Consider the following 24,669-nt stretch of genomic DNA (forward strand, 5'->3'; position numbering starts at 1 on the left):
CGTCCGGCTCCCGGCTCCCGGCTCCCGGCTCCCGGCTCCCGGCTCCCGGCTCCCGGCTCCCGGCTCCCGGCTCCCGGCTCCCGGCTCCCGGCTCCCGGTCAGTCTCGGTAGCGCAATCCTGGGGGCATGGCAACCGCCTTCACCACCTATCTCCACCGAAGGTCACTCGGCGTCTCGTTTCCCGGGACGCTGCCAGTCTGACAGGCGCCGGACACCGGGCGGGAACCGGCCGGGAACCGGCCGGGGCTCATGGGGGAGGAGGGCTGGGAAGTGGTCCCGTCCGACGCGATCCGCGTCGTACCGGCTGTACGGCGTGGCGCTTCACCGAGCGGCGCGCGGGGCGTACTTGGCTCTCGATAGGGGGACGCGGATGCGGGGCGGTCGGTCGGTGGTCACCGGGGACGCGCCGGGAGACTAGCGCTGCCGCTCCACGATCCTCTCGATGATTCTCATCAGTCGGTCCCCCGCCTGGTCGACGCTGCCGTTCTGCGCACATACCTGTGCGCCTTCGAGTACGAAAGTGATCTCGGCCGCGGCCTGATCGGGGTCGGGCAGCCCGGCCTCGGCGCACATGGCGACCAGCCTGCGGGTCTGGCGGGCCTTGTGCTTCTCGATCACTTGCCGTGCGGGGTGGGAACGGTCGGGCAACTCGGCGATGGAGTTGATGAACGGGCAACCCCGGTGCGAGATCGCGGGCAACCCCTCGGCGATGAAACGGGCCAGGCTCAGGATCTGCTCCCCGGGCCGGCCGGGATGCTCCGCCTCGGCCCGGTCGAAGGCCGCCTGATAGTCGGCGGCGACGATCCGCAGCCATTCCGCGACCAGCGCGTCCTTGGTGTCGAAGTGCCGGTAGATCGCCATCTTGGTGGTCTCGGCCCGCTCGGCGATCGCCTGGACGCCCACCCGCCGGATCCCCTCGCTCTGGAACAGCTCCTCCGCGGCATCGAGGATGCGCTCACGAGGCGGCAGTTTCGCCACTCTGCTCGGCCTTCTGGCGGTCGATTCCATGACTGCTCCGTACTGCTCCGTACTGCTCCGTGACATCCGGTCCGCTGGACCCCTCGCTCCCAGTGCCTGTTACGGTACCAGCCCGTCCCGTACGATACCGCTCGGTATCACTAGGAACTCATCGGTATCGCCCTCGGCGATATCGTTCTTCCCCCTGGGAGCAGCCGTGAGAATGTCCGAGTACGTGAGCTTCGACGCGGTCGGGCTCGCGAAGCTGGTGGCCGCGGGTGAAGTGACCCCCGCCGACCTGGAGACAGCCGCACGCGAGGCCGCGCAGGCGGTCGATCCGCAGATCAACGCCATCGTGGAGACATGGCCGGCCGACGACGGCGTCACCCCCGGCAGCGCACCACTGGCCGGGGTCCCTTTCCTGATCAAGGACATCGGCGTCGCCATGGCCGGAAGGCGGACGGAGCTGGGCAGCCGTCTCGCGGCCGGTCACGTCGCCGGTGCCGACTCCTCCCTGATGCGGCGCTTCCGCCGCGCCGGTCTCGTGACGTTCGGGCGTACCGCGACACCGGAGATGGCCTACGGCATCACCACCGAACCGGTGCTGTACGGCGCGACCCGCAACCCATGGGACCCGGAGCGGAGCGCGGGCGGATCCAGCGGGGGCGCGTCCGCGGCCGTCGCTGCCGGGGTGGTCCCGATCGCCCACGCCACGGACGCCGCGGGCTCGTTGCGCATCCCCGCCGCCTACAACGGCCTCTTCGGGCTGAAGCCCACCCGTGGCCGGGTCTCCATGGGTCCCGACGCGGACGAGGTCTTCAGCGGCCTGGGCGTGCAGGGCGGCGTCAGCCGCACGGTGCGCGACAGTGCGGCGCTGCTCGACCAGATCCGCGGCCCGGAACCGGGGGACCCCTATTTCGCCCCGCAGCCGTCCCGGCCGTACGCGGAGGAAGTCACCCGCCACCCGGGCTCGCTGCGGATCGGCGTCCTCGCCCAGGCATGGGGCGGACGCCGTACCACCGCACCCGTGGCCGACGCGCTCGCCCGCACCGTGCGGCTGCTCGAATCCCTCGGCCACCGCGTGGTGGAGGCCGAATGCGAACTCGGGGTGGGGTGGGAGGAGTTCGTCCTGGCCAACGCCCGTCTGATGACGGTGAACCTCACAGCCATGGTCGACGGACTGGCCGCCGCCACCGGCCGGCCCCTCGGCCCCTCGACCCTGGAACCGGTCACCCTTGCCGGATACCACTACGGACAGCGGGTCGGCGGCGCCGAGTTCGTCACCGCTCTCGCGGTCCGGAACCGGGTCGCTCGAAGCCTGGCACGCGCCTTCGACGCTTACGACGTGCTGCTCACCCCGACCGTGCCGGAGCTGCAGGTCCCCTTGGGCGCCCACGCGGAAGGCGCGGCGGCGCTGGACGGCCTCGGCTGGATCGCCCGTATCCTCGACCGCTCACCCTTCACCATGCCGTTCAACGTGGCAGGCACGCCCGCCATGTCCGTGCCCGTGACGGCCGATACCGTCACAGGGCTTCCGATCGGCATGCAGTTCGCCGCCGGCTATGGGCTGGAGGGCCGCCTCTTCCGCCTCGCCGGACAACTCGAACAGGCAAGCCCGTGGTCGGGCCGAACCCCCACGGTGTGGGCAGGGAACCGCGACCCGGGCCACTGAACGGTCCGGCTCCCTGGCCACCAGCCACGCCCCGCCACCCCCGCGACATTCAAGTGCAAGGGCGAGAACGACGACGAGGCCGCGGTCAGGGTCACCGACGGGAACCGCGGGGCCCCGGCCGGCAACGGAGTGGCCAGGGCCCCACGGGAGTGTGAAAGGGGAGGGTCAGCGGAGAGCGGCGACGGCTGTGACGACCTTTTCCACCTGTTCGGGGGCGGTGACGATGGTGGGGCCGAAGCGCAGGTGGGGTTCGGCGTAGGGGGTTTCGGTGGCGATGACCTGGTGGCTGGCGCGCAGTTCGTGTTCCGCGCGGGCGGCGGGCCAGCCCTCGACCGTGCAGCAGACGATGCCGGCCGACATCGACGGGCTGTCGGGGGTCAGGACGCGTACGCCGGGGAGCCGGCGCAGGCCGTCCTTGAGCGTGGCCGCCTGGGACTTGATGCGTTCGGTGATCCGGGCCCGGCCGATCGTCTCGTGGAAGCGGACGGCCTCGGGGACGGCCCAGCGGTGTTCGAAGGAGTGGTAGCCGCCGGGTGTACCGAGGATCGCGGGGGCCGCCACCGGGTCGCGGTCGCCGACCCAGCCCTCGTAGCCCTCGCGGCTGAAGTTGGGGATGACGGGGCGTACGAGGGCCCAGTGCTCGGGCTTGGCCCACAGCAGGCCCGTGCCACGGGGCCCGTGCAGCCACTTGTGGGTGCTGGTGGCGAAGAAGTCGCACCCCAGGTCCGCCATGGTGGCGTTCTCGGCGGCGAAGCCGTGGACCCCGTCCAGGCAGAGCAGGACGTGGTCGGCGCGGGCGCGCCGCGCGTTGACGTCCCGCAGTGCGTCGGCCACCGCCCGCGACGGCAGCTTGACGCCGTTGTCGGAGTTGACCCAGGTCAGGGCCAGCACGCGGGTGCGCGGGGTGAGGGCGCGGACGATGCGGGAGACGATCTCGTCGGTGGTGGCGCGCGCCGGGTCGTCGTACAGCCGGATCTTGCGGACGGGGGTGCCGTCCCGCTGGTGGCGCAGGCGGAGTGCCTGGTGCGTGGCGTAGAAGTCGTGTTCGCTGGTGAGGATCTCCTGGCCGGCGCGTAGCCGCAGGCCGCCGTAGAGGAGGGCGAGTCCCATGGTGGTGCTGTCGGTCAGCGCGACATGGTCCGCGTCGGCGCCGAGGTAGCGGGCGAGGCTGGTGCGCACCACCAGGCTGCGGTCCTCGTCGATGAAGCCGGCGCCGGCGGCTATCGGGTCCGCGTCCAGCTCGTCGCGGACGCGGTTGATGGCGTCGCGTACCGGCCGGGGGTGTGAGGCGAGGACGTACGCCGAGAACTGGAGATGGTCACGCGACAGGGCGAACTGGTCGCGTACGGAGGCCCAGTCGTGCGGGTCGAAGGTGCCCCGGGGGGCGGGGACGGCAGGGGCGGCCTGGGCCGCGGCCGCCGGTAACCCGGTGACCGCGGTGGCGCCGAGAACGGCGGTGGCGAAGCCGCGACGGCTCAGACCGGCCCGGAGCGGGCCGGACGAGGGGAGGGGAAGTCTTCGGGAGGTGTCCAAGGTGATCACCGTCTGTCGTCAAAGAGGCAGTGAGGTGCTGTCCGCGTTCGTGGGGGAGTCCGCGGAGGGTGTGGGAGTGCCCTGTCGCTGGTGCCGTCCGGCACGGACCGCGATGGCGGCCGCCGCGGCGACGGCGAGGATTTCCAGGCCGGCGGCGGTCCAGCCGACGGCGGTGGTTCCGACGTGGTCGAGGGCCAGGGAGCCCAGGAACCCGCCGAGGGAGATCCCGGCGTAGATGGCGCTGGCGTTCAGCGACAGGACGATGCCCGCCGACTGCGGGGCCAGTTCCACGAGCCGGTGCTGTTGCAGCGGGGCGAACGACCAGCCGAAGATGCCCCAGACCACCAGGGCCACGGCGGCCAGGGCCGCGCCCAGCGAGCCGTGGACGCCCAGCGAGCCGAGCGCGCCGAACGAGGCCAGGGCGATGGTCAGGCCGCCGGTGCTGATCACCATGAGCCGGGTGGTGGGCAGGCGGTCGGCGGCCCGGCCGCCCAGCGCGTTGCCCGCCACCGCCGCGACACCGAAGATCATCAGCCAGATGCTGAGCACGCTGCCGTGGATACCGCCCACCGCCTCCAGGACCGGGCTCATGAAGGTCAGGACGGTGAACGCCCCGGCGATCCACAGCACGGTGAGGCCGAGCGCGGTCGGGATGCCGCGGGCGCGGGCCACGGACAGCCGGGTCTTGATGCCGGCCGCGGGCTCCGGCGGCATCGGCGGGAGCTTCCACAGCAGGCCGGCGGTGGCCAGCACGCTCAGGCCGGCCACCACCAGGAACGTGGTGCGCCAGCCGAACGCCCCGCCGATGAGGGTGCCCAGTGGCACGCCGACGGCGGTGGCCACCGCGATGCCGGCCCCCACGGTCCCCAGTGCCCGGCCGCGCTCCTCGACGGGGACCAGCGGCGGCACGGCGGCGGCCGCCGCCGGGGTGAACACCGCGGCGGTGAGCGCCGCGAGGACGCGTACGGCGAGCATCATCTCGTACGAGTCGACGAGCGCGGCGGCGACGTTGGAGACGGCGAACAGGGCGAGGCTGCCGATGAGGAGCGGGCGGCGCGGCAGGCTGCCGATCGCGACGCCGAGCAGCGGGGCGCCGATCGCGTACGCCAGGGCGAACACGGTCACGAACTGGCCGGCCTGGCTGTCCGAGACGCCGAGGTCGCGGCCCATCTCGGGCAGCAGGCCGGCGATGACGTAACCGTCGGTGCCGATGGCGAACGTGCCGACCGCGAGCATCAGCAGCCATACACGGTGGAACATGGGAGAGCACCTCCAAGGAGCTGACCGGGTACCGAGGTGACGCGCGGAGCCCGGTGCGCACGGTGAGCCGGCGGCCCTGGGGAGGAGCCGCCGGGAACCGAGGGGCCACAGGCGCGCGGCGGGTGTCGGTGACCCGGTCGAGGGGGGACGTTGCCGGTGCGGTCAGGTGGTCTGGAGGAAGAGCTGGAGAAGAGCCAGCAGCGTCTCGGGTGCGTCCTCGGAGGGGAAGTGCCCGGCGTCCGGCAGTTCGATCACCGGGGCGTCGGGGAAGGCCAGGCGGAACGCGGGCACGATGTGGCGCGGCAGGAGGGCGGTGTCGCGCATGCCCTCCACGAGTACGGCGGGCTTGGCGCGCACGGCGGCGACGGCGGCCGGGTCCGGTTCCGGGGCGGGGGCCGCGCCGGGGTCGGGGGCCACCAGTTGCTGCGGGAAGCGCAGCACGCCCTGGCAGGCGGCCCGGTCGGTGAAGTGCGCGGCGTAGGCCCGGACCCAGGTGGGGGTGACGATCTGCGGCCGGGCGATGGTCTGCAACGAGAGCATCAGGTGCGTGACGCTGTCACCCGCGCCGCCCAGGGCCCGCTCCAGCGTGCCGTTGGCGTGGGCGGCGGCCGCCCAGCGGAACCAGTGGCTGTCGGCCATGTTCTCGGCCATCAGCTTGTCGTAGCCGGGCAGGCCGAGCGGGAGCACGGTGTTGGTGGCGAAGATCCGCGCGACGCGTTCGGGGTGCCGCAGCAGGAACCCGGTGCCGATGGGGCCGCCCCAGTCGTGCAGGACCAGGGTGATGTCGTGCAGGTCGAGGACGTCGACGAGCAGCGTTTCGAGGTTGTCCACGTGCTCGGAGGCGAGATACGTACGGTCCGCGGGGGTGGCGCTCTTGCCGAACCCCATGTGGTCGGGAACGACGACCCGCCGGTCACGGGCGAGCGGGCCGATCAGGTGGCGCCAGAGGTACCCCCAGGTCGGCTCGCCGTGCAGGAGGACGACGGGGCCGCCGCCGCGCGGGCCCCGGCCGCCCTCGGGGCCTTCGGGGCCCTCGGGGCCTTCGTCCACGTAATGCTGCCGAAATCCCGGTGCGTCGGTGAAACGCGGCCGGTAGGGCCACGTGCCGTCGAAGGTCTCTTCCGCTGGGATCATCGTTGGTCTTTCCTCACTCACGTGCTCACGAGGCCGTGACCGGATCCCGCCTTCGCGACCGGCCCGGCGGCCGCGATGCCGTACACCGCGACGCACCGCCGCCCAAGGATTTCGGAGGCTCCCGCCGACCGGCAATCACCAGAAGCGTCAGTGAACGCTGAATTCCTGCCATGTACAGCCAGTGCCCGCCGCGTATACCGGCCGGATCCCCGAGGCGATCCGCGCGGAAAGTCCTGGAGTTCTCTTTTCGCCGTCGGCCGGAATGCGAGGGTCCGGGCGTCTGCGCGGCCGGGCCCCCGCGCGGCACGTGTCACCCTTCCGCGGCCCGGGTGAAGCGGACGTAGCAGTAGTCGTCCAGGATCTTCGCCAGCGAGCGGCCGGCGCCGCCCAGTTCGCTCGCCACCGCCCGCTCGTCCAGCCCCGTCGTGGCGAGCAGATGCCGCGCCCAGGACCGCCCCAGACGCTGGTGGGCCGCGAAGGCCACGGCGTCCCGGGCGCCGTGCAGACGGCGGGCGATGGCCTCGTCCCACGGCATCACGGCCTGCGGGCGCAGCCGGTACAGCAGTTTCGAGGCGGCCGTCGGGCCCAGCGGCCGCGGGCGTTCCGGAGCTCCCACCGGCACCGCGGCCAGGGCGCCGAAGCATCCGGCCACCGCGTCGATCTGCGGGTCGGTCAGCTCCGCCAGGGAACCGGCCGCGGCGGGCAGGGAGGCGGCCCACAGCGCCCACCAGTCCCGGACACCGGCCTCGAACAGATCGGTCTCGCCCGGCCGGGGGTACCTCAGTCGGCAGCCCCAGGAGTTCAGCCAGCGCAGCAGCTCCCGGCGGTGGTCGCGCAACGCCGGGTCGAGGTCCGTCCGGGCGTCCTCGGCCAGGGACGTGGCGGACGCCGCCGTCGCCCCGGTGAACGCGGCCACGGCGGCGCGCAGGGCTTCCGGAGCCGGCGCCGCGATGTCCTCGGTGCCGGGCTCGCGCACTCCGGCGCCGGACAGCAGCTTGTTTCCCATCAGGTGACCTCCGTGGCCTCGACGACTTCCGGTGGGACGAGCCGGGCCGCCGGCGGGCCGGCCGGGGGAGTGCCCCGGAGCGCCCGCCGCCGGCGCCACCCCACGTACAGCAGGGCCGCCCCGGCCACGGCCAGCGGCCAGAGCAGGTACCCGCCCGACATCACCAGCAGGATCAGGACGGCGGCCAGCGCCACGAAGGACGCGGCCCGCCCCTTGCTGCGGCGCGGCAGCAACCGGATCGCCGCGGCGACCCCGATGGCGTACACCGCCACGAAGGAGCCGGTGGTCAGCAGCACCAGCGGGCGGGCGCCCGTGTGCGTGAGGACCGTCGCGAGCAGGGCCGCGAAGCCCAGTACGGAGATCACGCCCAGGCTCCGGCGCGGCACTTCGCCGACCACGCTGCCGCGGGCCAGCCAGGTCGGCAGCGCACCGTCCCGGCCCAGGGCGGCGCCGAGCTTGGCCGCCCCCGCGTAGTAGGCGTTCATCGCCCCGAGGGTGAGCAGCAGGGCGGCCCCGGCGGCGAGCAGGCGGGCGTGCCCTCCCATGCCGCGCGCCATCAGTTCGCCCAAAGGCGCCTCGGTGTCCGCCGCGCCCCGGCCCAGCACGGCGATGACGGCGAAGGCGACCGATACGTACAGCGCGCCGACGATCACGACGGCCGAGCCGGCAGCGAGCGGCACGGTGCGGGCCGGCCTGCGGAACTCCGCCGCCAGGTGCGTGATCGCCTCCCACCCCGCGAAGCTCCACACCAGCAGGGCCGCCGCCGGGCCGATCGCCGACCAGCCGTGCGGGGCGAACGGCTGGAGATTCGCCGCCCGCGCGTGCGGCAGGGAGAGCCCCACCGCGAGCAGCAACAGCACGACCAGCAGGCCCACGAGGGCCAGTTGGAAGAGCCCGGCCATCTTCACGCCGGCGGCGTTGGACGCGGTGACCGCCACCATGAGGCCGGCGGCCGTCACGGTGGTGGTCAGCGTGGAGCCGCCCAGGGCGGAGGAGACGTACGCACCCCCGAAGAGGGCCGCCGCGCTCGAACCGGTGGGGACCGCCAGGTAGAAGCACCAGCCCACCACGGCCGCCGTCCGGTCGCCGAACGCCAGCCGCGCGTACGTCGATACGCCGCCGGAGTCGGGGAACCGGGCGCCGAGCGCCGCGAAGGAGGCGGCCAGCGGCGCGGAGATGACCACCATGGCGATCCAGGCCAGCAGTGACGCGGGGCCCGCGACCTCGGCGGCGAGCGCGGGCAGGGCGATCACTCCGGTGCCCAGCACGGCACCGACGTACAGAGCGGTGCCCTGTCCGGCCGTGAGCCGGCCCTCCGGAGCGGCGCCCTTGATCAAGGTCTCGGTCACCTGAGCAGCTTGTCGTGAACAAGACCTCTCGAACACCTGCAGAATTGCCAGCGTGCGCTAAGTTCCTGCCATGCCCCGTCATGTCGTGGCGCTCGCGGTCACCGACGCGACGCCCACCTTCGAATTGGCCGTACCCTGCGAGGTCTTCGGCATCGACCGCAGTGACATCGCCGACCCCTGGTACGAACTGCGGCTGTGCGCGGCGGAGCCGACGCCGCTGCGGACCCCGTCCGGCCTGCACGTCGACGCGCCCTACGACATGGACGACCTGCTGGAGGCGGACACCGTCATCGTGGCGGCCTGTGCCCGGGCCGTCCAGCTCGATCCACCCGCGTCCCTGATCGCCGCCGTGCGCAAGGCCCACGAGCTGGGGCGCCGGATCGTCTCCCTGTGCACCGGCGCGTACGTGCTCGCGCACGCCGGTCTGCTGACGGGCCGTCCGGCGACCACCCACTGGATGAACGCGGCGGATTTCGGCCACCATTTCCCGGAGGTCGACTTCGCGCCGTCCATGCTCTACACCGAGGACGGCAACGTCTTCACCTCGGCCGGCAGCGGCGCCGCCATCGACCTGTGCCTGCACCTCGTGCGCCAGGACCACGGCTCGGCGGTCGCCACGGAGATCGCCCGGCGGATGGTCGTGCCGCCGCACCGCGAGGGGGTGCAGGTGCAGTACACCAAGCCGCCCCTGCGCCCGCGCGAGGGCGACGAGCTGGACCCCGTGCTCCAGTGGGCACGCGAGCACCTGCACGAGCCGCTGACCGTGCCGCAGTTGGCGCGGGTGGCGAACCTGGGGGAGCGGACCTTCGCGCGGCGCTTCCGCGAGGCCGTGGGCACCACTCCCCTCCAGTGGCTGCTCCAGCAGCGGGTGCGGCTGGCCCAGGAACTGCTGGAGACCACGGACGAGCCGGTGGACGGCGTCGCCCGGCGCGGCGGCTTCGGCACCGCGACGAACCTGCGCTACCACTTCGGCCGGGTCACCGGTGTCTCCCCGCAGACCTACCGGCACGTCTTCCGGCACCGCGCCGCCGCCCAGCGCCGGGACCGCAGCTCCGCTTCCTGAGGCGTGTCCGCGCCGTTCCGCCGCCCGCCCGGGGCACGGGGCCCCGCGGACACGCGCTGCCCTCGCCGTACGGCCGGTCCCGCTGGGGGCGTACGGCGGGGTCGCACGGTCCCGTCGGACGCGATCAGGCCCGGGGGCTGCTCACCTCGGTGTCCTCCGGCTCGACGGCGTCCGGGCCCGCGGCCGCCGGTTCGGCCGGTGTGCGGACCGCCGCCACGCCCAGGGCGGCCGCGAGGAGGCCGAGCGCGCCGAACACCAGCCAGACGCCGTGCCCGAGCCGGGCGAAGAGCACCCCGCCGATGACCGGGCCGACGGCCATGCCCAGCGCGTAGACGAACTGGAACGTGGAGATGTAGCGGCCGCGCAGCCGGGCCGGGCCGGCGAGCGCGGGGTAGGCGAAGACCGAGGGGCCGCCGACGATCTCCCCCAGGGTCCACACCAGCGTGGCACCGATGATCACCGCGGCGCCCAGCGGCAGACTGTAGAGGGCCACGCCCAGACCGATCAGGATCCACGCCAGCGCGATCGTGATCTTCATCGGCCACTTCTGCGAGAGCTTGGTCACCCCCAGCTCGAAGGCGATCACGATGAACCCGTTCACGGAGACCGCGACGGTGTACCAGAGGATGGGCACCCCGGAGGCGCTCACGTCGAGCGGCAGGGTGGACAGGTACTGCACGTAGACCATCGCGTTGAGCAGCGCGGCCAGCAGGAACAGCAGGTAGCGCCGGTCGCGGAGCATCGCCAGGTAGCCGCCCGCGGACGGCTTCCCGGCGGCCGTCCCGGATTCCGCCGCCGTGGGCCGCGGGCGGGCCGGGATGGTGGCGCGGGCGAGCAGGGCGTAGCCGAGCGCGACGATGCCCTCGCCCCAGAAGAGCAGGGCGTAGCTCCCGTCGTCGAGGTGGTAGAGGGCGAAGCCGAGGAGCGGAGCGACCGTGGTGCCCAGGTTCAGGCAGAAGCGGTACATCGCGAAGACCATGACCTGGCCGTCGCGCGGGGTCAGGTCGGACAGCAGGGTCGCCGACGCCGGGCGGTAGAGCTGCGCCGCCATGCTGACCAGGGCGACCGCGCCCAGGAGGAGACCGTAGCCGGGCAGGTAGAGCAGGGAGGCGGTCAGTACGGCGGTGACGGCCATGCTGAGGGCCGTCGCGTTGCGTGCGCCGAGCCGTTCGGCGAGAGTGCCGCCGAGGAAGACGCCGGCCACGCCACCGGCTCCGTAGACACCCAGGGCGAACGCGGCCTGTTCGGCGGAATATCCTCGGTCCGTCAGATAGAGGACGAGGAAGATGTTCAGGAATCCGCCGAGGCGGCTGGCGAGCACTCCGGCGAGAATCGTCTTCACCGCGAGTGGTGAGTCACGGAACGTGGCCCATATACCGGTGCTCGGGGTCGTTTCTGTATCGGTCACCATGCGTCGTCACATCTTTCCCGTGCCCGCGTGGTCGCGATCGGGCCACCGCGGAGTACGTAATCGGCCAAGAGCCCAACGGGCGGTAACGGGTCGGGAATTCGTCGCCGGATTGTCGGTAATTCGCTGTCCGCGCCCCTGGCGTACCGCCGCCCGCTCCCTAGGGTGGAGTGATGATCGAAACTGATTCCCTCCCCCAGCACCCGGGCGCGCTGGCGGCCCTTGAGATCGTCACCGGACTGGAGCACCCCTCGATCGCCAACCACAGCATCCGCACCTATCTGTGGGCCCTGCACGAGGCGGCCCGGCGCGAGATGAAACCGACCACGGACTACGACGCCGACCTGCTGTACTACGCCTGCCTGCTGCACGATCTCGGGACGGCCGACGCCTACGACGGGCCGCAGCGGTTCGAGGTGGAGGGCGCCGACGCGGCCGGCGCCTTCCTCGCCGGGCGGGGCCTGAGCCCCGAGCAGATCGACGTCGTCTGGGAGGCCATCGCGCTGCACACCTCCCCGCACATCGCCGAACGCCGCGGGCCCGTCACGATGCTGACCCGGCTGGGCGTGCTCAGCGACTTCCAGGACCCCGGACCCGACGGCAGAGCCGTGAAGGCGGCCCTCGAAGAGCGCTACCCGCGACTGGACATCGAGGCCGAACTCGCCGGCGCGGTGGTCTCCCAGGCGCTGCGCCGCCACGACAAGGCCCCGGAGTCCTCCTGGCCGGGCGGACTGCTCCGCGCGCACCTCGGCGCCCAGGAGGCGGGCGCGTGAGCGCGGACGCGGGATACCGCGCCGGGCCGGGCGACTTCGACTTCCTCATCGGCCGCTGGGACGTGCACAACCGCCGGCTGCTCGCCCCGCTCTCCGGAAGCGGCGAGTGGGAGGAGTTCCCCGCGACGGCCGTGTGCCACGGCACCCTCTTCGCGGGCGCCGCCAACCTCGACGAGATCACCTTCACCACCAAGGGGTTCAACGGGCTGACACTGCGGTTGTACGACCCCCGGCGCGCCGAGTGGTCACTGCATTGGTCCACCAGCCTCACCGGCAGGCTGTCCCCGCCGATCGTCGGCCGCTTCGACGCCGGCCGGCGCGGCGAGTTCCACGGCGAGGAGATCCATGAGGGCGCCGCGGTGCCGTGCCGCTTCGTCTGGTCGCAGATCACCGGGGAGACGGCCCACTGGGAACAGGCGTTCTCGCCGGACGGCGGCGGTACGTGGGAGACCAACTGGACGATGAGCCTGACCCGCACCGGCTGAGGCGGGCGGGCCCCGGCCGGCGCGGCCCCGCGGCCGGGCCCTGCCCCACCGGAACGGACTGGTGGGGCGCGGGCCGGGCCGGCCGCGGCCGCGACGGACGCCGGTCAGGCGTTGAGGGTGACCGGCAGCTCGACCAGCCCGTGCATGATCGTGCTGGCCTTCCAGCGCAGTTCCTCGGACTTCACGGCCAGTTGCAGACGCGGGAAGCGCTGGAGCAGCCGGCCGACGCCGATCTCCACCTGAAGGCGGCCGAGGGGCGCGCCGGCGCAGTAGTGGATGCCGTGGCCGAAGGCGAGGTGGCCGCCGATGCGCCGGGTGATGTCCAGCGCGTCGGGGTTCTCGAACTTGGCGACGTCGCGGTTGGCCGATCCCAGCGCGACCATGACGATCTCCTTGGCGGGGATGGTGATACCGCCCACCGGGATGTCCTCCGTGGTGAAGCGGAAGGTCGCCATGCCCACCGGGCCCTCGTAGCGCAGCAGTTCGTCGACCGCGTTGGGCAGGAGGTCGGGCCGCTCCTGGAGCAGGGCCAACTGCTCGGGGTGCCGGAGCAGGGCGTGCACGGCGTTGCCGATCATGCTCAGGGTCGTGTCGTGACCGGCGACCACCAGCAGGAAGACCATGGCGACCAGTTCGGTCTTGGTGAGCCGGTCGCCCTCCTCGGTGGCCTGTACCAGGGCGCTGAACATGTCGTCGCCGGGCTCGGCGGTCTTGGCGTCGATCAGGTCCTCGGTGAACTCGGTGACCGCGGCGGAGGCGGCGGCGACCTCCTCCTCGGTGTGGTTGGCGCCGACCAGGGTGTTGGTCCACTGCCGGAACACCGCGCGGTTCTCCGGCGGCACACCGAGCAGTTCGGCCAGGACGGTGATGGTCAGCGGGGCGGCCAGGTCCTCGATCAGGTCGGCGTCCGGCCGCTGGGCCAGCCGGTCGAGCAGCTCGTCGGTGATCGCCTCGATCCGGGGGCGCAGCGCCTTGGTGCGGCGCTCGGTGAACGCCTTGCCGACCAGCCGGCGCAGCCGGGCGTGCTGGGGCGGGTCGCTGTTGAGCATGTGCGCGGCCAGGTCGTCGTTGACGGCGGCCGGCGCTTCGGTGGGCGTCTCGGAGTGGCGCGCGAACAGCTCGTTGATCCGCCGGCCGTCCTTGCTCACCCGCCCGTCGGCCAGCAGGGAGCGTACGTCGTCGTAGCGGGTGACCATCCACACCTTGATGCCGTGCGGCATCAGGACCTTGCGGGGCGGGCCCTCCGCACGCAGGCGGGCGTAGAGCTCGTAGACGTCCTGGACGAAGTCCGCGGAGAGCTTCTCCAGGTCTCCGGTGGTTTGGGTCTGCACAGCGGGGCCTCTCTCTATGTCTGTTTGCCGGTCAGTCGAGGGGGGCGATGACCCGGCCGGTCGAGACCTCCACGACCTGGATCGCCTCGCGCGGGCAGGAGTCCGCGACGGCCAGCACCTCGTCGTCGGCGTCGATCTCTGCGTCGACCGGCTGCGACTGGCCGTTCACGAACCGGAACCGGTGCGGCAGGTCGCCCATACACACTCCGGCGCCGATACACACGTCGCGGTCGACCGTGATGCGCCAGCGGGGTTCTGTGGACATCGTGTTGCTCCTCACCTGGTGCGTTTGCTTGCCGGGGGAGTACGGAACCGCGAAGGGAGGCCGCCGGCGCGAGCCGGTACCGCCACGGGCGGGCTCGCGGCGGGGTGCGTTCGCGGCAGAAGGATTCGCGGAAGAGAAGTCGCGGGAGGGGGGAATGGCGGGAATGGCGTGGAGGGTGATCACCGGGTGCGGTCGTGCGCGGCGCTGATCGAAGGGCAACCGGTCGCGGCTCTGTGACCCTACGAGCCGGGCCCGAACCGGGCAATGCGCGACCGGCGTTCAGCCGGGGAATCGACGCAGTCGAACGCCGGGGCCCCGCGGGCCCGCGAGGGCGGGCCCGCGGCACCTCACGGCCGTACGGTGTCCGGTCCCGCCGGAGCGGCGGGTTCCTCCTCGCACGGGGCGAAGAGGACGAGCACCCGCAGGTCCTCGGTGATGGTGTGGAAACGGTGCGGCATCCCGGCGGGTACGAAACAGACCGAGCCGGCCGCCACGGCGTACTCCCGCTCACCGGCCGACAGGACGGCACGGCCGCTGAGCACGTGGTACAGCTCGTCCTCACCGTGCGGGGTCTGCGGGTCCCCGCTCCCCGCCGCCAGGGCGTAGACCCCGGCGCTCATCGCCGGGACGCGCAGGAACTCCAGGTAGCGGCGGCCGCTGCCGTCCTGGCGGCCGGCCAGTTCCCCGATGTCGAACATCTCGGCGTCGCTCAACGCGCTGCTCCCTCGTCCTCGTCACGGTCCGGCGCGTCCGGGGCCGGCGCACCGGGTGCGGAAGGGGAGCCGTCGGTGGCGCGCAGCAGCGTGAGCTGCTCCTCCGCGAGGAACTTCGGCACCACCATGGTCCAGGCGTGCACCACGATCTCGTGCAGCTCCCGCCGCTCCAGCGGAGCGAGCCGGGCCCGTACCCAGTTGTACCGCTCGTCCGAGCGGACCGGCATGAAGAAGGTCTCCGGGGCGGAGGCCACCAGGGCGGCCCGCTCCTCGCGCGGATACGCGAAGCCCATCGACTCCTCGTCCCGGGACAGGGCGAGGTAGACCAACCGCCCGACCCGGAACTTCACCTGGTCGCGTACGAGCGCCTCATAGCTGCGCGGTAACGCGCTCGTCACCCGTCTGACGTCCTGCGCAGTCGCCATCGACCGCTTCCCTTCCTCGTGTCACCGCGGATGCCTCACCGGCCGCGCAGCTCCAGCGTGCAGCACTTGACGCTGCCGCCGGCCTTGAGCAGTTCGGCGATGTCCACGCCGATCGGTTCGAACCCGCGCCGCTTGAGCTGGTCGGCGAGTCCGGTGGCCGCCTGCGGCAGGACGACGTGGCGGCCGTCGGAGAAGGCGTTGAGGCCGAACGCCGCGGCGTCCTCGTCGGACGCGGTGACGGCGTCCGGGAAGAGTTCGCGCAGCACCGCCAGGCTGCCGGGGGAGAAGGCTGCCGGGTAGTACATGATCTCGTCATCGGACAGTACCGACAGCGCGGTGTCGAGGTGGTAGAAGTTCGGGTTGACCAACGTGAGCCCGGTCACAGGTATGCCGAAGAACTCCTGGGCCTCGGCGTGCGAACGCGGGTCGGTACGGAATCCGGTGCCGGCCAGCAGCCGCCGTCCGACGGTGAGGTAGTCGCCCTCGCCCTCGTTGATGTGCTCCGGCCACAGCACGTCCTCGTAGCCGTTGCGCAGGAACCACTGGAGGTAGGCGGGCCCCTCGCCGGTCCGCTCGAAGTGGCGGAAGCGGGCGCCGAGGACCTTGCCGTCGACGACGGTGGCGCCGTTGGCGGCGAACACCATGTCGGGGAAGGCGGGGTCGGGTTCGATGACCTCGACGGTGTGGCCGAGGGAGAGGTACAGCTCGCGCAGCCGCTCCCACTGGAGCAGGGCGAGACCGGCGTCGGCCGGCTTCCTCGGATCCATCCACGGGTTGATCGAGTACGTGACGTCGAAGTGCTGCGGCCGGCACATCAGCAGCCTGCGGGGGGTCGCCTCGCGCGGCTCACGGGTGCGGGGTTCCTGGTCGGGCACGGCGGTACGGGACATGGTGGTTCCCTTCGGGTGCGGGGCGGGTGGCCCGGGCGGTGGTGCGGGGAGCGTGGTCGGCTCAGGCCCCGAACCGGCGGCGCAGTTCGGGGGTCAGCGGGAGGACCACCGTCTTGTAGTCGGCGATCATCTCCGTCACGGGCTTGTCGTAGGCGGCCCATTCCGGGCCAGCGTAGAAGCGCTTCTGGAGGCCGATCCGTTCCTCTTCGGAGGCGAAGGCCCGCACCAGGCAGTAACCGTCCTCGTCGTTGAGGGTGGGGCCGCCGGTGAGCACCGTGATGCCGTAGCGGCGCATCAGGGGGACGGTCTCCTCGCGGCTGAGGCGGTCGAACTCCTCACGCGTTCCGGGGTGCAGGGTGAACAGCCGTATTTCGAGCAGGCTCACGCTCGTTCCTTCCTGGCCGGTGGGGCCGGTGGGGCCGGTGGGGCCGGTACGTCCGGCAGCCGGTGGTCTCAGTGGCCCAGGGCCGCGGCGACCAGGGCGGTCATGTCGCCGACCGTGCGGGCGGCGTGGAAGTCCCGCAGCTCCAGGCGGATGCCGAAGCCGCTCTCCAACTGCGCCAGCGCCTCCAGCGACGCGATGCTGTCCCAGTCGTGCGCGGCCAGCACCGGCTGGTCCCGCAGGTCTTCGGGGGAGCGGCCGAGGACGTCGCTGACGACATCCAGCACGGTCGCGCCGATGTCTTCCGAAGTGGTGCCGTTCACGCGTCCTCCTCAGGCGAGCTGCCGCTCGTCACGTCCACCCACGACGGGGTCGGGTCGGGCATGTCCGCGGGGGCGAACTCGAAGCGCCCCTCGCCGGCCGGCACGAAGCCGGCCTTCTCCCAGAAGGCCGCCGCCACCGCGTTCTTCGCGGACGGCACGAACGCCCCCGTGAGCCGGGGCACCGCGGCCTCCCGGGCCTGCCGGGCGAGCCAGCCCGCCACGGCGAATTCCACTCCCCGGCCCAGGACCCGGCAGCTCAGCACCAGGTTCCGCACGTGCCAGGCGTCCGCGTCCCGCGCCACCCAGGCCGCGCCGACCATGCCCTCGTCGCCGAAGCGGTCGCGTACGGAGACCGACGCCACCAGGCACGCGGGGTCGGTGAGCATCGCCACCGTGGCGGCCTCGTCGAAGCGCACACCGGTGAGGTTGAACTGGTTGGTACGGGCCGCCAGTTGGGCGGCGCGGGGCGCGGTGAACCGGGTGACCGGCTCGACGGTGACCTTCAGGTCGAGCGCCTTGAGATAGTCCTCGGCCGAGGAGAAACCGCCGGAGAAGTCGCTGCGCAGGCTCCGCGCCCGGTACAGCTCGGGCCGTTTGCGGTCCGTGCCGGTGAGTTCCGGTACGTCGAACCAGCCGTGCCGTACCAGGGACGTCACCAGCCCGGCGGGGTCACCGCCCGCGTCGACGACTGTGACCTCGGGCAACTGGGCCTCGACCGCCCCGCGCTCGAACGGCGAGTCGTCCATGAAGACCACCGAGGACAGCCCCAGGCCCAGCGCCCGGGTCGCCTGCGTCAGGTTGGCGGCCTTGGACTCCCAGTTGACCACCAGGACCGAGAAGTCGTCGGGGCGCAGTACCGCCTCCGGGTGCTCCAGCAGGGCCCGGCGCACCGGCTCCTCGTCGTTCTTGCTGGCGAGCACGAGGACCACGCCCTGTTCCCGCAGTCGGTGCGCGGCGCGCTGCAGCTCCTTGTACGCCTTGCCGGGATAGAGGCCGCCGAGGGCGACGCCCTCCGCGCCCACCTCGCCCAGGACCCCGCCCCACAGGGTGTTGTCCAGGTCGAGGGCGAGCACCTTCTTGGACAGCCCCAGCCGCGCCTGGGCGATCCGCCGGACCTCGCGGGCCAGGACCAGCAGCGCGGCGTCGGTGTACGGCAGGTCGGCGTAACTGTGCAGGCGGTCGTCGCGGGCCGGTGCCGCGACGTCGCCCAGCAGGCCGGCGAGGTCCACCACCTCGATCTGCGGGGAGGCCTCCGCCAGCTCCAGCAGCCCGAGGTTGAGCCGGTACCACAGCCGGGTCAGCTCGCCGCGGGCGCGCCGGCTGAGCACGCTGTCGCGGACGTTGCCGGGCAGCGGGACGGTGTGCAGCACCAGCGTCGCGTGGGTGGTCGCCAGCGCCGCCGTGACGAGGCCGCGCAGGTGCTCCAGCCGCTCCGTCAGGTGGCCGGCGGCCGTGCCGGGCTCCGCGTGGTCCAGGTCGCCGGGAAGGAAGTACGACTCGTCGAGCAGGCAGCTCAGCACGTCGCAGTCGGGGTCGAAACCGCCGGTGGCCAGCGTCAGGTCGAAGGCGCCGTAGGGGGCGGTGACGATCTCCGGAAGGGCTCCGGCGCCCACCAGGCCCGCCCGCAGCATCGGTTCGAAGGCGCCGACGGTGCAGTCCGCGACCACGGCCACGCGGACCGGGCGCAGTTCGCCGGCCGGGTCCGCGAGCCCCGCCAGGGCGCGACCCGCCCGGCGCAGGGCGGCCGGGTCGTCGATACGGGACAGGGCCAGCCGGAGCGCGGGTCCGGGGGCCGTGCCGGACGCCACGGCGTCCTTGAGTGAGGTGATCGTGTCGGACATCAGATCCTGACCAGGGTGCAGTACCAGCGCATACCGATCGAGATGCCGATCAGCGCGACCAGGTCGCCGGTGGTGAGTTCGCCGCTCTCGGTCATCATCGCCAGGGTGGCCAGGTGGTCGGCCGCGCCCATGTGGCCGTGCCGCGCGGCGAGGGCCGCGTTGGTGCGGCTCATCGGAATGCCGAACTCCTCGGATATCTCCTCGAAGGAGCCCTGGTTGTCGTTGAGGTGGACGACCTTGGCGAGGTCGGCGCGGGCGACGCCGGCGCGGGCGCACGCCTGGTCGACCACCTCCACCAGCCTGCGGTTGAGGGCCTGCACGAAGTCCCGCAGGCCCTTGGGGTCCGCCCGGAAGTGGTCCTGCACCCGCTCCAGGCCGTTGACGTCGCTGCGCGCCGACCAGCCGTCGGGGGCGACGGGGGACACCGCGCCGCCGTGGTCCGTACGGAACCAGTCGGCGACCTCCGGGTCGGTGAACTGGGTGGTGGCCAGCCACTGTCCGCCCGGGTGCCCGCGGCGCAGCACGACGGCGCTGGCGCCGTCGCTGTGGATGGAGTTGTTCACCTTCATCCGGTTGCGGTGGTACTCGCTGACGCGGTTGACGGCGACGAAGAGGACGTGGGTGAGGTCGGGTTGCGTGGCGAAGAGGCCGGCGACGTTGCCCAGCCCGGTGACACCGGAGGCGCAGCCCTCACCCAGCAGGAGGGTCGGCTTGAGGTGGATCTTGAGTTCGCGGGCCAGGGCCGCGCTGGAGTCGAAGTTGAGGTACTCGGGCACGTCGGAGAGGGCGAGGACGACGTAGTCGATGTCGTCGGCGCTCAGCCCGGCCGCGTCGATGGCGGCCCGGCCGGCCTCGGCGGCCAGGTGGGTGGCCGTGACGCCGGGGGCCGCGCGGTGGAAGGTGTGGTAGCCCCAGCGGTACACCCGCTCGGGGTCGTCGACGAACTGCCCGGCGGTCGAGGCGACGTCCTGGTCTTCGCCGAAGGCGCAGCCGTACCCGGCCATGCCGAACTCTGGGACGGTGGTGATCACGTGGTCTCCCTGCGGGTTCTGCCGCCTCGACGGGCCATCGAGGCGGATGGGTCATGCCTGGCCGGCGGTCGCGCCCAGGTGGGCCAGCCGGCGTTGCTCTTCGAGCGGGGTCTGTTCGAGTCGGTTCATCGCCAGCCGGATGACGGGCGGGGCCATCAGCGAGGTGACCACCGCGACCAGCACGATCACCGTGTACGTCGCCGTGTTGAGGACGCCGAGCCGCAGTCCGACCAGGGCGATGACCACTTCGACGACGCCGCGGGCGTTCATGCCGCCGCCCAGCGCCACCGCCTCCCACCGGCCGAGCCGGCTGGTGCGGGCACCGAGGTAGGCTCCGGCGAACTTGCCGATGACGGCGAGGGCCAGCGTCGCGGCTCCCATCAGGGCCACCTGGGGGCGGGCCAGTTGGGTCAGGTCCATCCGCAGGCCCGCCGAGGCGAGGAACAGCGGTCCGAGCACGCCCATCGTCACCGTGCGCAGCGCGGTGAGCTGCGCCATCCGCACACCGCCGGACGCGGCGATCACCACCCCGCACACGAACGCCCCGAACAGCGGCTCCAGGCCGAGGGCGTGGGTACCCGCGGCGGCGGCCAGCACCAGCACCACGGTCAGCGCGGTCACCGGCCCGTCCCCGTCCGCGCGCCGCGCGACCAGGAACAGCTTGCGCAGGGGCACCCGTACGAGCAGGGCGGCGGCGAGCGTCAGGGCGATCGCGGCCAGCGACACCAGCACCGTGGAGCCGGCCGACCCGGAGGTGACCAGCGCGGTCACGACCGACACCAGCATCCAGCCCACCGCGTCGTCGATCATGCCGGCGGTCACGGTGAGCTGCCCGATGTCGCGGTGCAGCAGATTCATGTCCATCAGCGTCTTGACGATCACCGGGATGGCGCTGACGCACATCGCCACCCCGAGGAAGAGGGCGAAGACGGTGCGGTCGCCGTTCGGACCGAGCAGCGCGGCCGGCAGCGCCAGTCCCAGTGCCAGGCCCAGGCCCAGCGGCACGACCAGCCCGAAGAAGCTGACCCGGGCGGCCGTCGCGCCCTGGCGCCGCACCAGGCCGAGGTCGAGGTGGAGCCCGCTGACCGCGACCATCAGCAGTACCCCGAACTGGCCCACGGCGTCCAGCAGATGGGTCTGTTCCACCTCGCGCGGGAACAGCCACTGCGAGAGGGACGGCACGAGGTGCGCCAGGACCGAGGGCCCCAGGAGCACTCCGGCGCACAGCTCCCCGACCACCGCCGGCCAGCCGAGGCGGACCGCGAGGCGCCCCAGGAGCAGGGCGAGGCCCAGCAGCGCGGCGAGCTGGAGCAGTAGCAGGAGGAGGGAGTGGGTACCCAGCGGCGGTACGGGCAGCGCCGCCTGGAGGGGCGTCGTATCAGTCCTCAAGGTAGTACCAGTTCTCCGGGCTGATCATGCCGAACGGGTTGACGGGCTCGAAGCCGTGCAGGTCCTTGGAGACCTCGAAGAGCCGGATCGGGAAGTTCGGCGTGAACAGCACCGGCACCTGCTCGGCGATGTAGTCCTGATAGTCGTACAGGGCCTGCGGGTCGTCGGTGGTCACCGAGGCGTCGATCAGCCGGTCGGCCTCCTCGTCGCTGTAGTGGCCGAAGTTGCCGCCCGCGCCGGTGCTGAAGAGGATCTCGCCGGTGGGGTGGTGGAAGACCCAGCCGCCGTTCCAGCAGCACGCCTCCCACAGGCAGTCCGGGCCCGCCTCGCAGGGGGCGTCCTCCGCGACCAGCACCGAGCCGTAGACCTCTTCGAGCCGTACGTCGATGCCGGCCTTGGCCGCGTCCGCGCGCAGTTGCCGCATCAGCCGGGTCAGGGCGGGGCGGCCCTCGGCGTAGCGGAGCAGGAACGTCAGCTCGGTGCCTTCCGGGATGCCCTCGCCGGCTTCTCCGGGTCCGGTGCCGGGCCGGACGCAGACGGCCGGGGTGACGCTGGTGTCCCAGCCGTTGTCTTCCAGCAACCGCTTGGCGCGGTCGACGTCGAAGGGCAGCGGCCAGCCGCCCTCGCGCTGCCGGGGCGAGACGAAGTCGGTCGCGGGGTACATCGGGACCGGGCCGTCCTGCCGGTAGGCGTAGCCCTGGTAGATGTCGCGGACCGCGGCGTCCTGGTCCAGGCAGGACTGGAGGGCCTGCCGGAAGTACGTCTGGTGGAAGAGCTTTCCGCGGACCGTCGGGTTGTTGTAGTTCAGGGCGGTGTAGCGGATGCAGTAGGCGGTCTGCGGGATCAGGTGGTAGTCGTCGAGCGGGTTCGGCCCGCCCTTGTCGGGGCTGGTGGTCGGCTCGGTGGCGAAGCTCAGCGGCAGGTAGCCCACCTGGATCGCGTCCTTGCCGCGCGGGCCGCGCTGGAGCATCTTGTACTGCTCCTCGTCGGAGAACGTCGGCACCTGCCGGAACTCGTCGAGGTAGGGCTTGTTCGGCCCGGAGTAGGACGGGTTGGGGACGAAGGTCACCACGCCCTCGGCCGTGTAGCTCTTGAGCCGCCAGGGCCCGCTGACCGTGGACCAGACGGGGCTGTCGGCCCACCGGGTGCGGTGCGCGTTGTTCTCGTCGACGATGTCGCCCTGCTCGGCCATGAGGTAGGCGTAGACCGCCTCCACGTCGGCCGGGTCGCCGGAGGCGTTGGCCGGCCCGGCCGCGGTACGGTCCCAGGACCTCGGCAGCGGGGTGATGGTGCTGAGCTGGTTCATCAGCACCCACCGCTGGGAGTACACGCGGTCGAAGGTGAAGTAGACGGTGTCCTCGCCCGCCTTGCCGTAGTCGGTCAGGTTGTCGGGGAAGTATCCGGGGACGTACTCGCCGTAGCGGTCGCCCTTGACCTTCATGAGGTTGACCCAGAACAGCACGTTGTCGGCGCACAGCGTCTCGCCGTTGCTCCACTTCCAGGGCTTGACCTTGATGGTGACGGTCAGCCCGTCCTCGCTCCAGCGCGGCGGCTCGCCGATGCTGCGGTCCCAGTCCGGCTCGGGGAGGCCGTTGCTGCCGAAGTAGTAGAGGGTGCTGTACATGAGCGCCTGGAATTCCAGGATGTTCCTGGTGCCCATGCGTTCGGCCGGGGTGAAGGGGAAGATCACCGCGGGCGGGAACCCGGGCGCGCAGGCCCAGGTGACGGTGCCGCCCCGCTTGGGCTTGCGTCCGTTGGCAGCAGTCATCGTCGCTTTCCGTCCTCGGTGGTCTCGGGGTGGCCCGGCGCGCCGGCGCCGGCCGGCGTTCCGCCGGGCTCGTGGATCTCCTCGATGCACGACACGCCGCTGGCGGCGTGCGCGCCGAACCTCTCCCAGCGTTCGGCCAGCCGGACGCGGCCGTCCGCGAGGGTCTCGGGCCGCGACCGGCACCGGCCCGAGACGACGGCGCCGTCGGCCAGGACGACGCAGTACGCGAACTCCAGGGCTCCGTCCGGGGCGCAGACGCCGGTGAGGACGCCCCGGCGGGCGTCGCCGCCGGTGAACTCGCCCCAGAGCAGGTCGCCTTCCTGGTGGTAGACCGCCACCCGGCCGGACTCGCCCGCGTCCGCTCCGACGGGCCGGAACCTTCTGCCGTCGTAGTTGATCATCACGGCTCCAAGGTGACGGTGATCTTGGCGGCGTAGTCGTTCATGCGCCGCATGGCGTCGTCCAGCGAGGTGCCCGTCGTCCCCAGGAAGCCGAAGATGGTGTTGCCGTCCGGCGGCCGCAGGATGACGTCGCCGGGCCGAGCGGTGATCTTGAGCAGGAAGGTGTGCGCCGACTCGGCGACCTCCGCCGGCACCTCGACGTGGCGCACCGTCCCCGCGTCGCAGATCAGGCACATCGCGGTGATGTGGGTCCCGGTCGGCAGGTAGTGGCGCACCTCGGGCTTGACGCCCAGGCCGACGTCCACGACGGCCTTGACCGGGTCGTAGCCGGCCGTCAGCCGGGCGATCTCGTCCAGCCCGCCGCCGCCGACCCGGGCGGCGATCTCCAGCAGGTAGGGCTTGCCCTCGTGGAAGCGGACCTCCGCGTGGCCGACGCTGCGCCGCAGGCCCTGTGCCCGGCACCCGGCCGCGACCACCTCGTGGACGGCCCGGAGGTCGGCGGGCGACAGGGACGTCGGCGCGTGGTGCACGTCGTCGTCGTAGGTGCCGTTCTCCTCGGTCACACGGTCCACCACCGAGCCGAGGTAGACCTCGTCGTCCCAGGCCAGCACCTCCATCAGGTACTCGCGGCCGCTCAGGTAGGACTCGATCAGCAGCCCGTTGGGCCCCAGGTCGACGCCGGACGCCTCGGAGCGGGCCCAGAAGAGGTCCTGGATGCCCTTGGCGGCCCGCTCGTAGCGGTCTGCCAGCTCCTCCGGTGTGTCGATCTTGAAGACGAAGTGCGAGCCGGCGCCCATGGTCGGTTTGAGGATGAGGGGGTAGCCGAAGTCCTCGGCCGCCTTCCGGGCCTCGTCGAGGGAGTCCACCAGACGGAAGTGCGGGTGCGGTGCGCCGGCCCGCTCGTGGGCCCGGCGCATGAGGTACTTGTTACGGCTCGCGATGGCGGCTTCCTGCCCGATGCCGGGCAGGTCCAGTGCCTCGGCCACCGCCGCGGCCGTGATGACCGCGGACTCCGAGAAGGTGATGACGCCGTCGAACCGTTCGGTGCGGTGCCACTCGCGGGCGGTCTTGACGATGGTGTCCAGGTCGCGGGTGCCGGCGAGCCGGTACTTCGCCGCCGGCCAGAAGTCCTCCGTGCCCTCGCCGTTGAGGACGTGGAGGTCGATCCCGTGGCTCTGCACCTGCCGGTAGCGGGATATGTAGTAGTCCAGATACTGCGTGGTCTCGATGGTGAGCAGCTTCACGTGGCACTCCATGCCTCGGTGTGGGC

Annotated in this window: 24 protein-coding genes; 4 read left to right on the top strand and 20 right to left on the bottom strand. The window is 72.3% G+C overall.

Features of this window, described 5'->3' with window-relative positions; translation table 11 throughout:
• Nucleotides 1–414: 414 nt before the first annotated feature.
• Nucleotides 415–1,008, bottom strand: a complete 594-nt coding sequence (locus ACH4EB_RS05680) for a TetR/AcrR family transcriptional regulator (protein WP_398346045.1) — start codon at nt 1,006–1,008, stop codon at nt 415–417.
• A gap of 166 nt (nt 1,009–1,174) precedes the next feature.
• On the opposite strand from ACH4EB_RS05680, the gene ACH4EB_RS05685 reads away from it, so the two are divergent.
• A complete protein-coding gene (locus ACH4EB_RS05685) occupies nt 1,175–2,629 on the top strand; it encodes an amidase (RefSeq protein ID WP_398346046.1) in 1,455 nt (484 codons plus the stop codon).
• A gap of 165 nt (nt 2,630–2,794) precedes the next feature.
• Here the strand turns inward: ACH4EB_RS05685 and ACH4EB_RS05690 are convergent, their stop codons facing one another.
• The 5 genes from ACH4EB_RS05690 to ACH4EB_RS05710 form a co-directional block, all read right to left on the bottom strand.
• A complete protein-coding gene (locus tag ACH4EB_RS05690) occupies nt 2,795–4,162 on the bottom strand; it encodes an aminotransferase class V-fold PLP-dependent enzyme (RefSeq protein WP_398346047.1) in 1,368 nt (455 codons plus the stop codon).
• 18 nt (nt 4,163–4,180) lie between these two features.
• Nucleotides 4,181–5,422: an MFS transporter gene (locus tag ACH4EB_RS05695; protein ID WP_398346048.1), complete on the bottom strand. Its 1,242-nt coding sequence runs from the start codon at nt 5,420–5,422 to the stop codon at nt 4,181–4,183.
• 162 nt (nt 5,423–5,584) lie between these two features.
• Nucleotides 5,585–6,556, bottom strand: coding sequence for an alpha/beta fold hydrolase (locus tag ACH4EB_RS05700; RefSeq protein ID WP_398346049.1), 972 nt, complete (start codon nt 6,554–6,556; stop codon nt 5,585–5,587).
• 310 nt (nt 6,557–6,866) lie between these two features.
• Nucleotides 6,867–7,562 carry a hypothetical protein gene (locus ACH4EB_RS05705; RefSeq protein WP_398346050.1) on the bottom strand — a complete coding sequence of 232 codons (696 nt, stop codon included), beginning with the start codon at nt 7,560–7,562 and terminating at the stop codon, nt 6,867–6,869.
• Nucleotides 7,562–8,911 carry an APC family permease gene (locus tag ACH4EB_RS05710; protein ID WP_398346051.1) on the bottom strand — a complete coding sequence of 450 codons (1,350 nt, stop codon included), beginning with the start codon at nt 8,909–8,911 and terminating at the stop codon, nt 7,562–7,564. Before ACH4EB_RS05710 ends, ACH4EB_RS05705 begins: the two co-directional genes overlap by 1 nt.
• A gap of 70 nt (nt 8,912–8,981) precedes the next feature.
• On the opposite strand from ACH4EB_RS05710, the gene ACH4EB_RS05715 reads away from it, so the two are divergent.
• Nucleotides 8,982–9,974 (top strand): GlxA family transcriptional regulator, encoded by a 993-nt coding sequence (locus tag ACH4EB_RS05715; protein WP_398346052.1) that lies wholly within the window; start codon nt 8,982–8,984, stop codon nt 9,972–9,974.
• Between the two features lie 124 nt (nt 9,975–10,098).
• Here ACH4EB_RS05715 and ACH4EB_RS05720 read toward each other — a convergent pair whose 3' ends face one another.
• Entirely contained in the window at nt 10,099–11,385 is a 1,287-nt protein-coding gene (locus ACH4EB_RS05720) for an MFS transporter (RefSeq protein ID WP_398346053.1), read from the bottom strand.
• 170 nt (nt 11,386–11,555) lie between these two features.
• Here ACH4EB_RS05720 and ACH4EB_RS05725 point away from each other — a divergent pair, with 170 nt between their 5' ends.
• The gene (locus ACH4EB_RS05725) at nt 11,556–12,155 is read left to right on the top strand and encodes an HD domain-containing protein (RefSeq protein ID WP_398346054.1); all 600 of its coding nucleotides are present in this window, start codon (nt 11,556–11,558) and stop codon (nt 12,153–12,155) included.
• The gene (locus ACH4EB_RS05730; RefSeq protein ID WP_398346055.1) at nt 12,152–12,640 is read left to right on the top strand and encodes a hypothetical protein; all 489 of its coding nucleotides are present in this window, start codon (nt 12,152–12,154) and stop codon (nt 12,638–12,640) included. The genes ACH4EB_RS05725 and ACH4EB_RS05730 overlap by 4 nt, the downstream gene beginning before the upstream one ends.
• Before the next feature lie 104 nt (nt 12,641–12,744).
• Here the strand turns inward: ACH4EB_RS05730 and ACH4EB_RS05735 are convergent, their stop codons facing one another.
• The 13 genes from ACH4EB_RS05735 to ACH4EB_RS05795 form a co-directional block, all read right to left on the bottom strand.
• A complete protein-coding gene (locus ACH4EB_RS05735) occupies nt 12,745–13,971 on the bottom strand; it encodes a cytochrome P450 (RefSeq protein ID WP_398346056.1) in 1,227 nt (408 codons plus the stop codon).
• A 31-nt stretch (nt 13,972–14,002) separates the two neighbouring features.
• On the bottom strand, nt 14,003–14,236 hold the full coding sequence (locus tag ACH4EB_RS05740; protein WP_398346057.1) for a ferredoxin: 234 nt from the start codon (nt 14,234–14,236) through the stop codon (nt 14,003–14,005).
• A gap of 347 nt (nt 14,237–14,583) precedes the next feature.
• Nucleotides 14,584–14,934: a cupin domain-containing protein gene (locus ACH4EB_RS05745; RefSeq protein WP_398346433.1), complete on the bottom strand. Its 351-nt coding sequence runs from the start codon at nt 14,932–14,934 to the stop codon at nt 14,584–14,586.
• Nucleotides 14,935–14,945: 11 nt separating this feature from the next.
• Nucleotides 14,946–15,374 carry an MmcQ/YjbR family DNA-binding protein gene (locus ACH4EB_RS05750; RefSeq protein ID WP_398346058.1) on the bottom strand — a complete coding sequence of 143 codons (429 nt, stop codon included), beginning with the start codon at nt 15,372–15,374 and terminating at the stop codon, nt 14,946–14,948.
• A gap of 35 nt (nt 15,375–15,409) precedes the next feature.
• Nucleotides 15,410–16,264, bottom strand: a complete 855-nt coding sequence (ddaH, locus tag ACH4EB_RS05755) for a dimethylargininase (RefSeq protein ID WP_398346059.1) — start codon at nt 16,262–16,264, stop codon at nt 15,410–15,412.
• A 61-nt stretch (nt 16,265–16,325) separates the two neighbouring features.
• Nucleotides 16,326–16,649, bottom strand: a complete 324-nt coding sequence (locus tag ACH4EB_RS05760) for an NIPSNAP family protein (protein ID WP_398346060.1) — start codon at nt 16,647–16,649, stop codon at nt 16,326–16,328.
• A gap of 68 nt (nt 16,650–16,717) precedes the next feature.
• The gene (locus ACH4EB_RS05765; protein ID WP_398346061.1) at nt 16,718–16,969 is read right to left on the bottom strand and encodes an acyl carrier protein; all 252 of its coding nucleotides are present in this window, start codon (nt 16,967–16,969) and stop codon (nt 16,718–16,720) included.
• Entirely contained in the window at nt 16,966–18,810 is a 1,845-nt protein-coding gene (locus tag ACH4EB_RS05770) for an HAD-IIIC family phosphatase (protein WP_398346062.1), read from the bottom strand. The genes ACH4EB_RS05765 and ACH4EB_RS05770 overlap by 4 nt, the downstream gene beginning before the upstream one ends.
• The gene (locus tag ACH4EB_RS05775) at nt 18,810–19,841 is read right to left on the bottom strand and encodes a 3-oxoacyl-ACP synthase III family protein (RefSeq protein ID WP_398346063.1); all 1,032 of its coding nucleotides are present in this window, start codon (nt 19,839–19,841) and stop codon (nt 18,810–18,812) included. The genes ACH4EB_RS05770 and ACH4EB_RS05775 overlap by 1 nt, the downstream gene beginning before the upstream one ends.
• 51 nt (nt 19,842–19,892) lie before the next feature.
• Nucleotides 19,893–21,230 (bottom strand): cation:proton antiporter, encoded by a 1,338-nt coding sequence (locus ACH4EB_RS05780; RefSeq protein ID WP_398346064.1) that lies wholly within the window; start codon nt 21,228–21,230, stop codon nt 19,893–19,895.
• Nucleotides 21,220–22,998, bottom strand: a complete 1,779-nt coding sequence (locus ACH4EB_RS05785; protein ID WP_398346065.1) for an ABC transporter substrate-binding protein — start codon at nt 22,996–22,998, stop codon at nt 21,220–21,222. Before ACH4EB_RS05785 ends, ACH4EB_RS05780 begins: the two co-directional genes overlap by 11 nt.
• Complete coding sequence (locus ACH4EB_RS05790; protein ID WP_398346066.1) at nt 22,995–23,399, bottom strand: hypothetical protein; 405 nt, start codon at nt 23,397–23,399, stop codon at nt 22,995–22,997. Before ACH4EB_RS05790 ends, ACH4EB_RS05785 begins: the two co-directional genes overlap by 4 nt.
• A complete protein-coding gene (locus ACH4EB_RS05795; protein WP_398346067.1) occupies nt 23,399–24,643 on the bottom strand; it encodes an ATP-grasp domain-containing protein in 1,245 nt (414 codons plus the stop codon). The genes ACH4EB_RS05790 and ACH4EB_RS05795 overlap by 1 nt, the downstream gene beginning before the upstream one ends.
• Between the last annotated feature and the right edge of the window lie 26 nt (nt 24,644–24,669).

Source organism: Streptomyces sp. NPDC018045 (assembly GCF_044327445.1).
Lineage (GTDB): Bacteria > Actinomycetota > Actinomycetes > Streptomycetales > Streptomycetaceae > Streptomyces.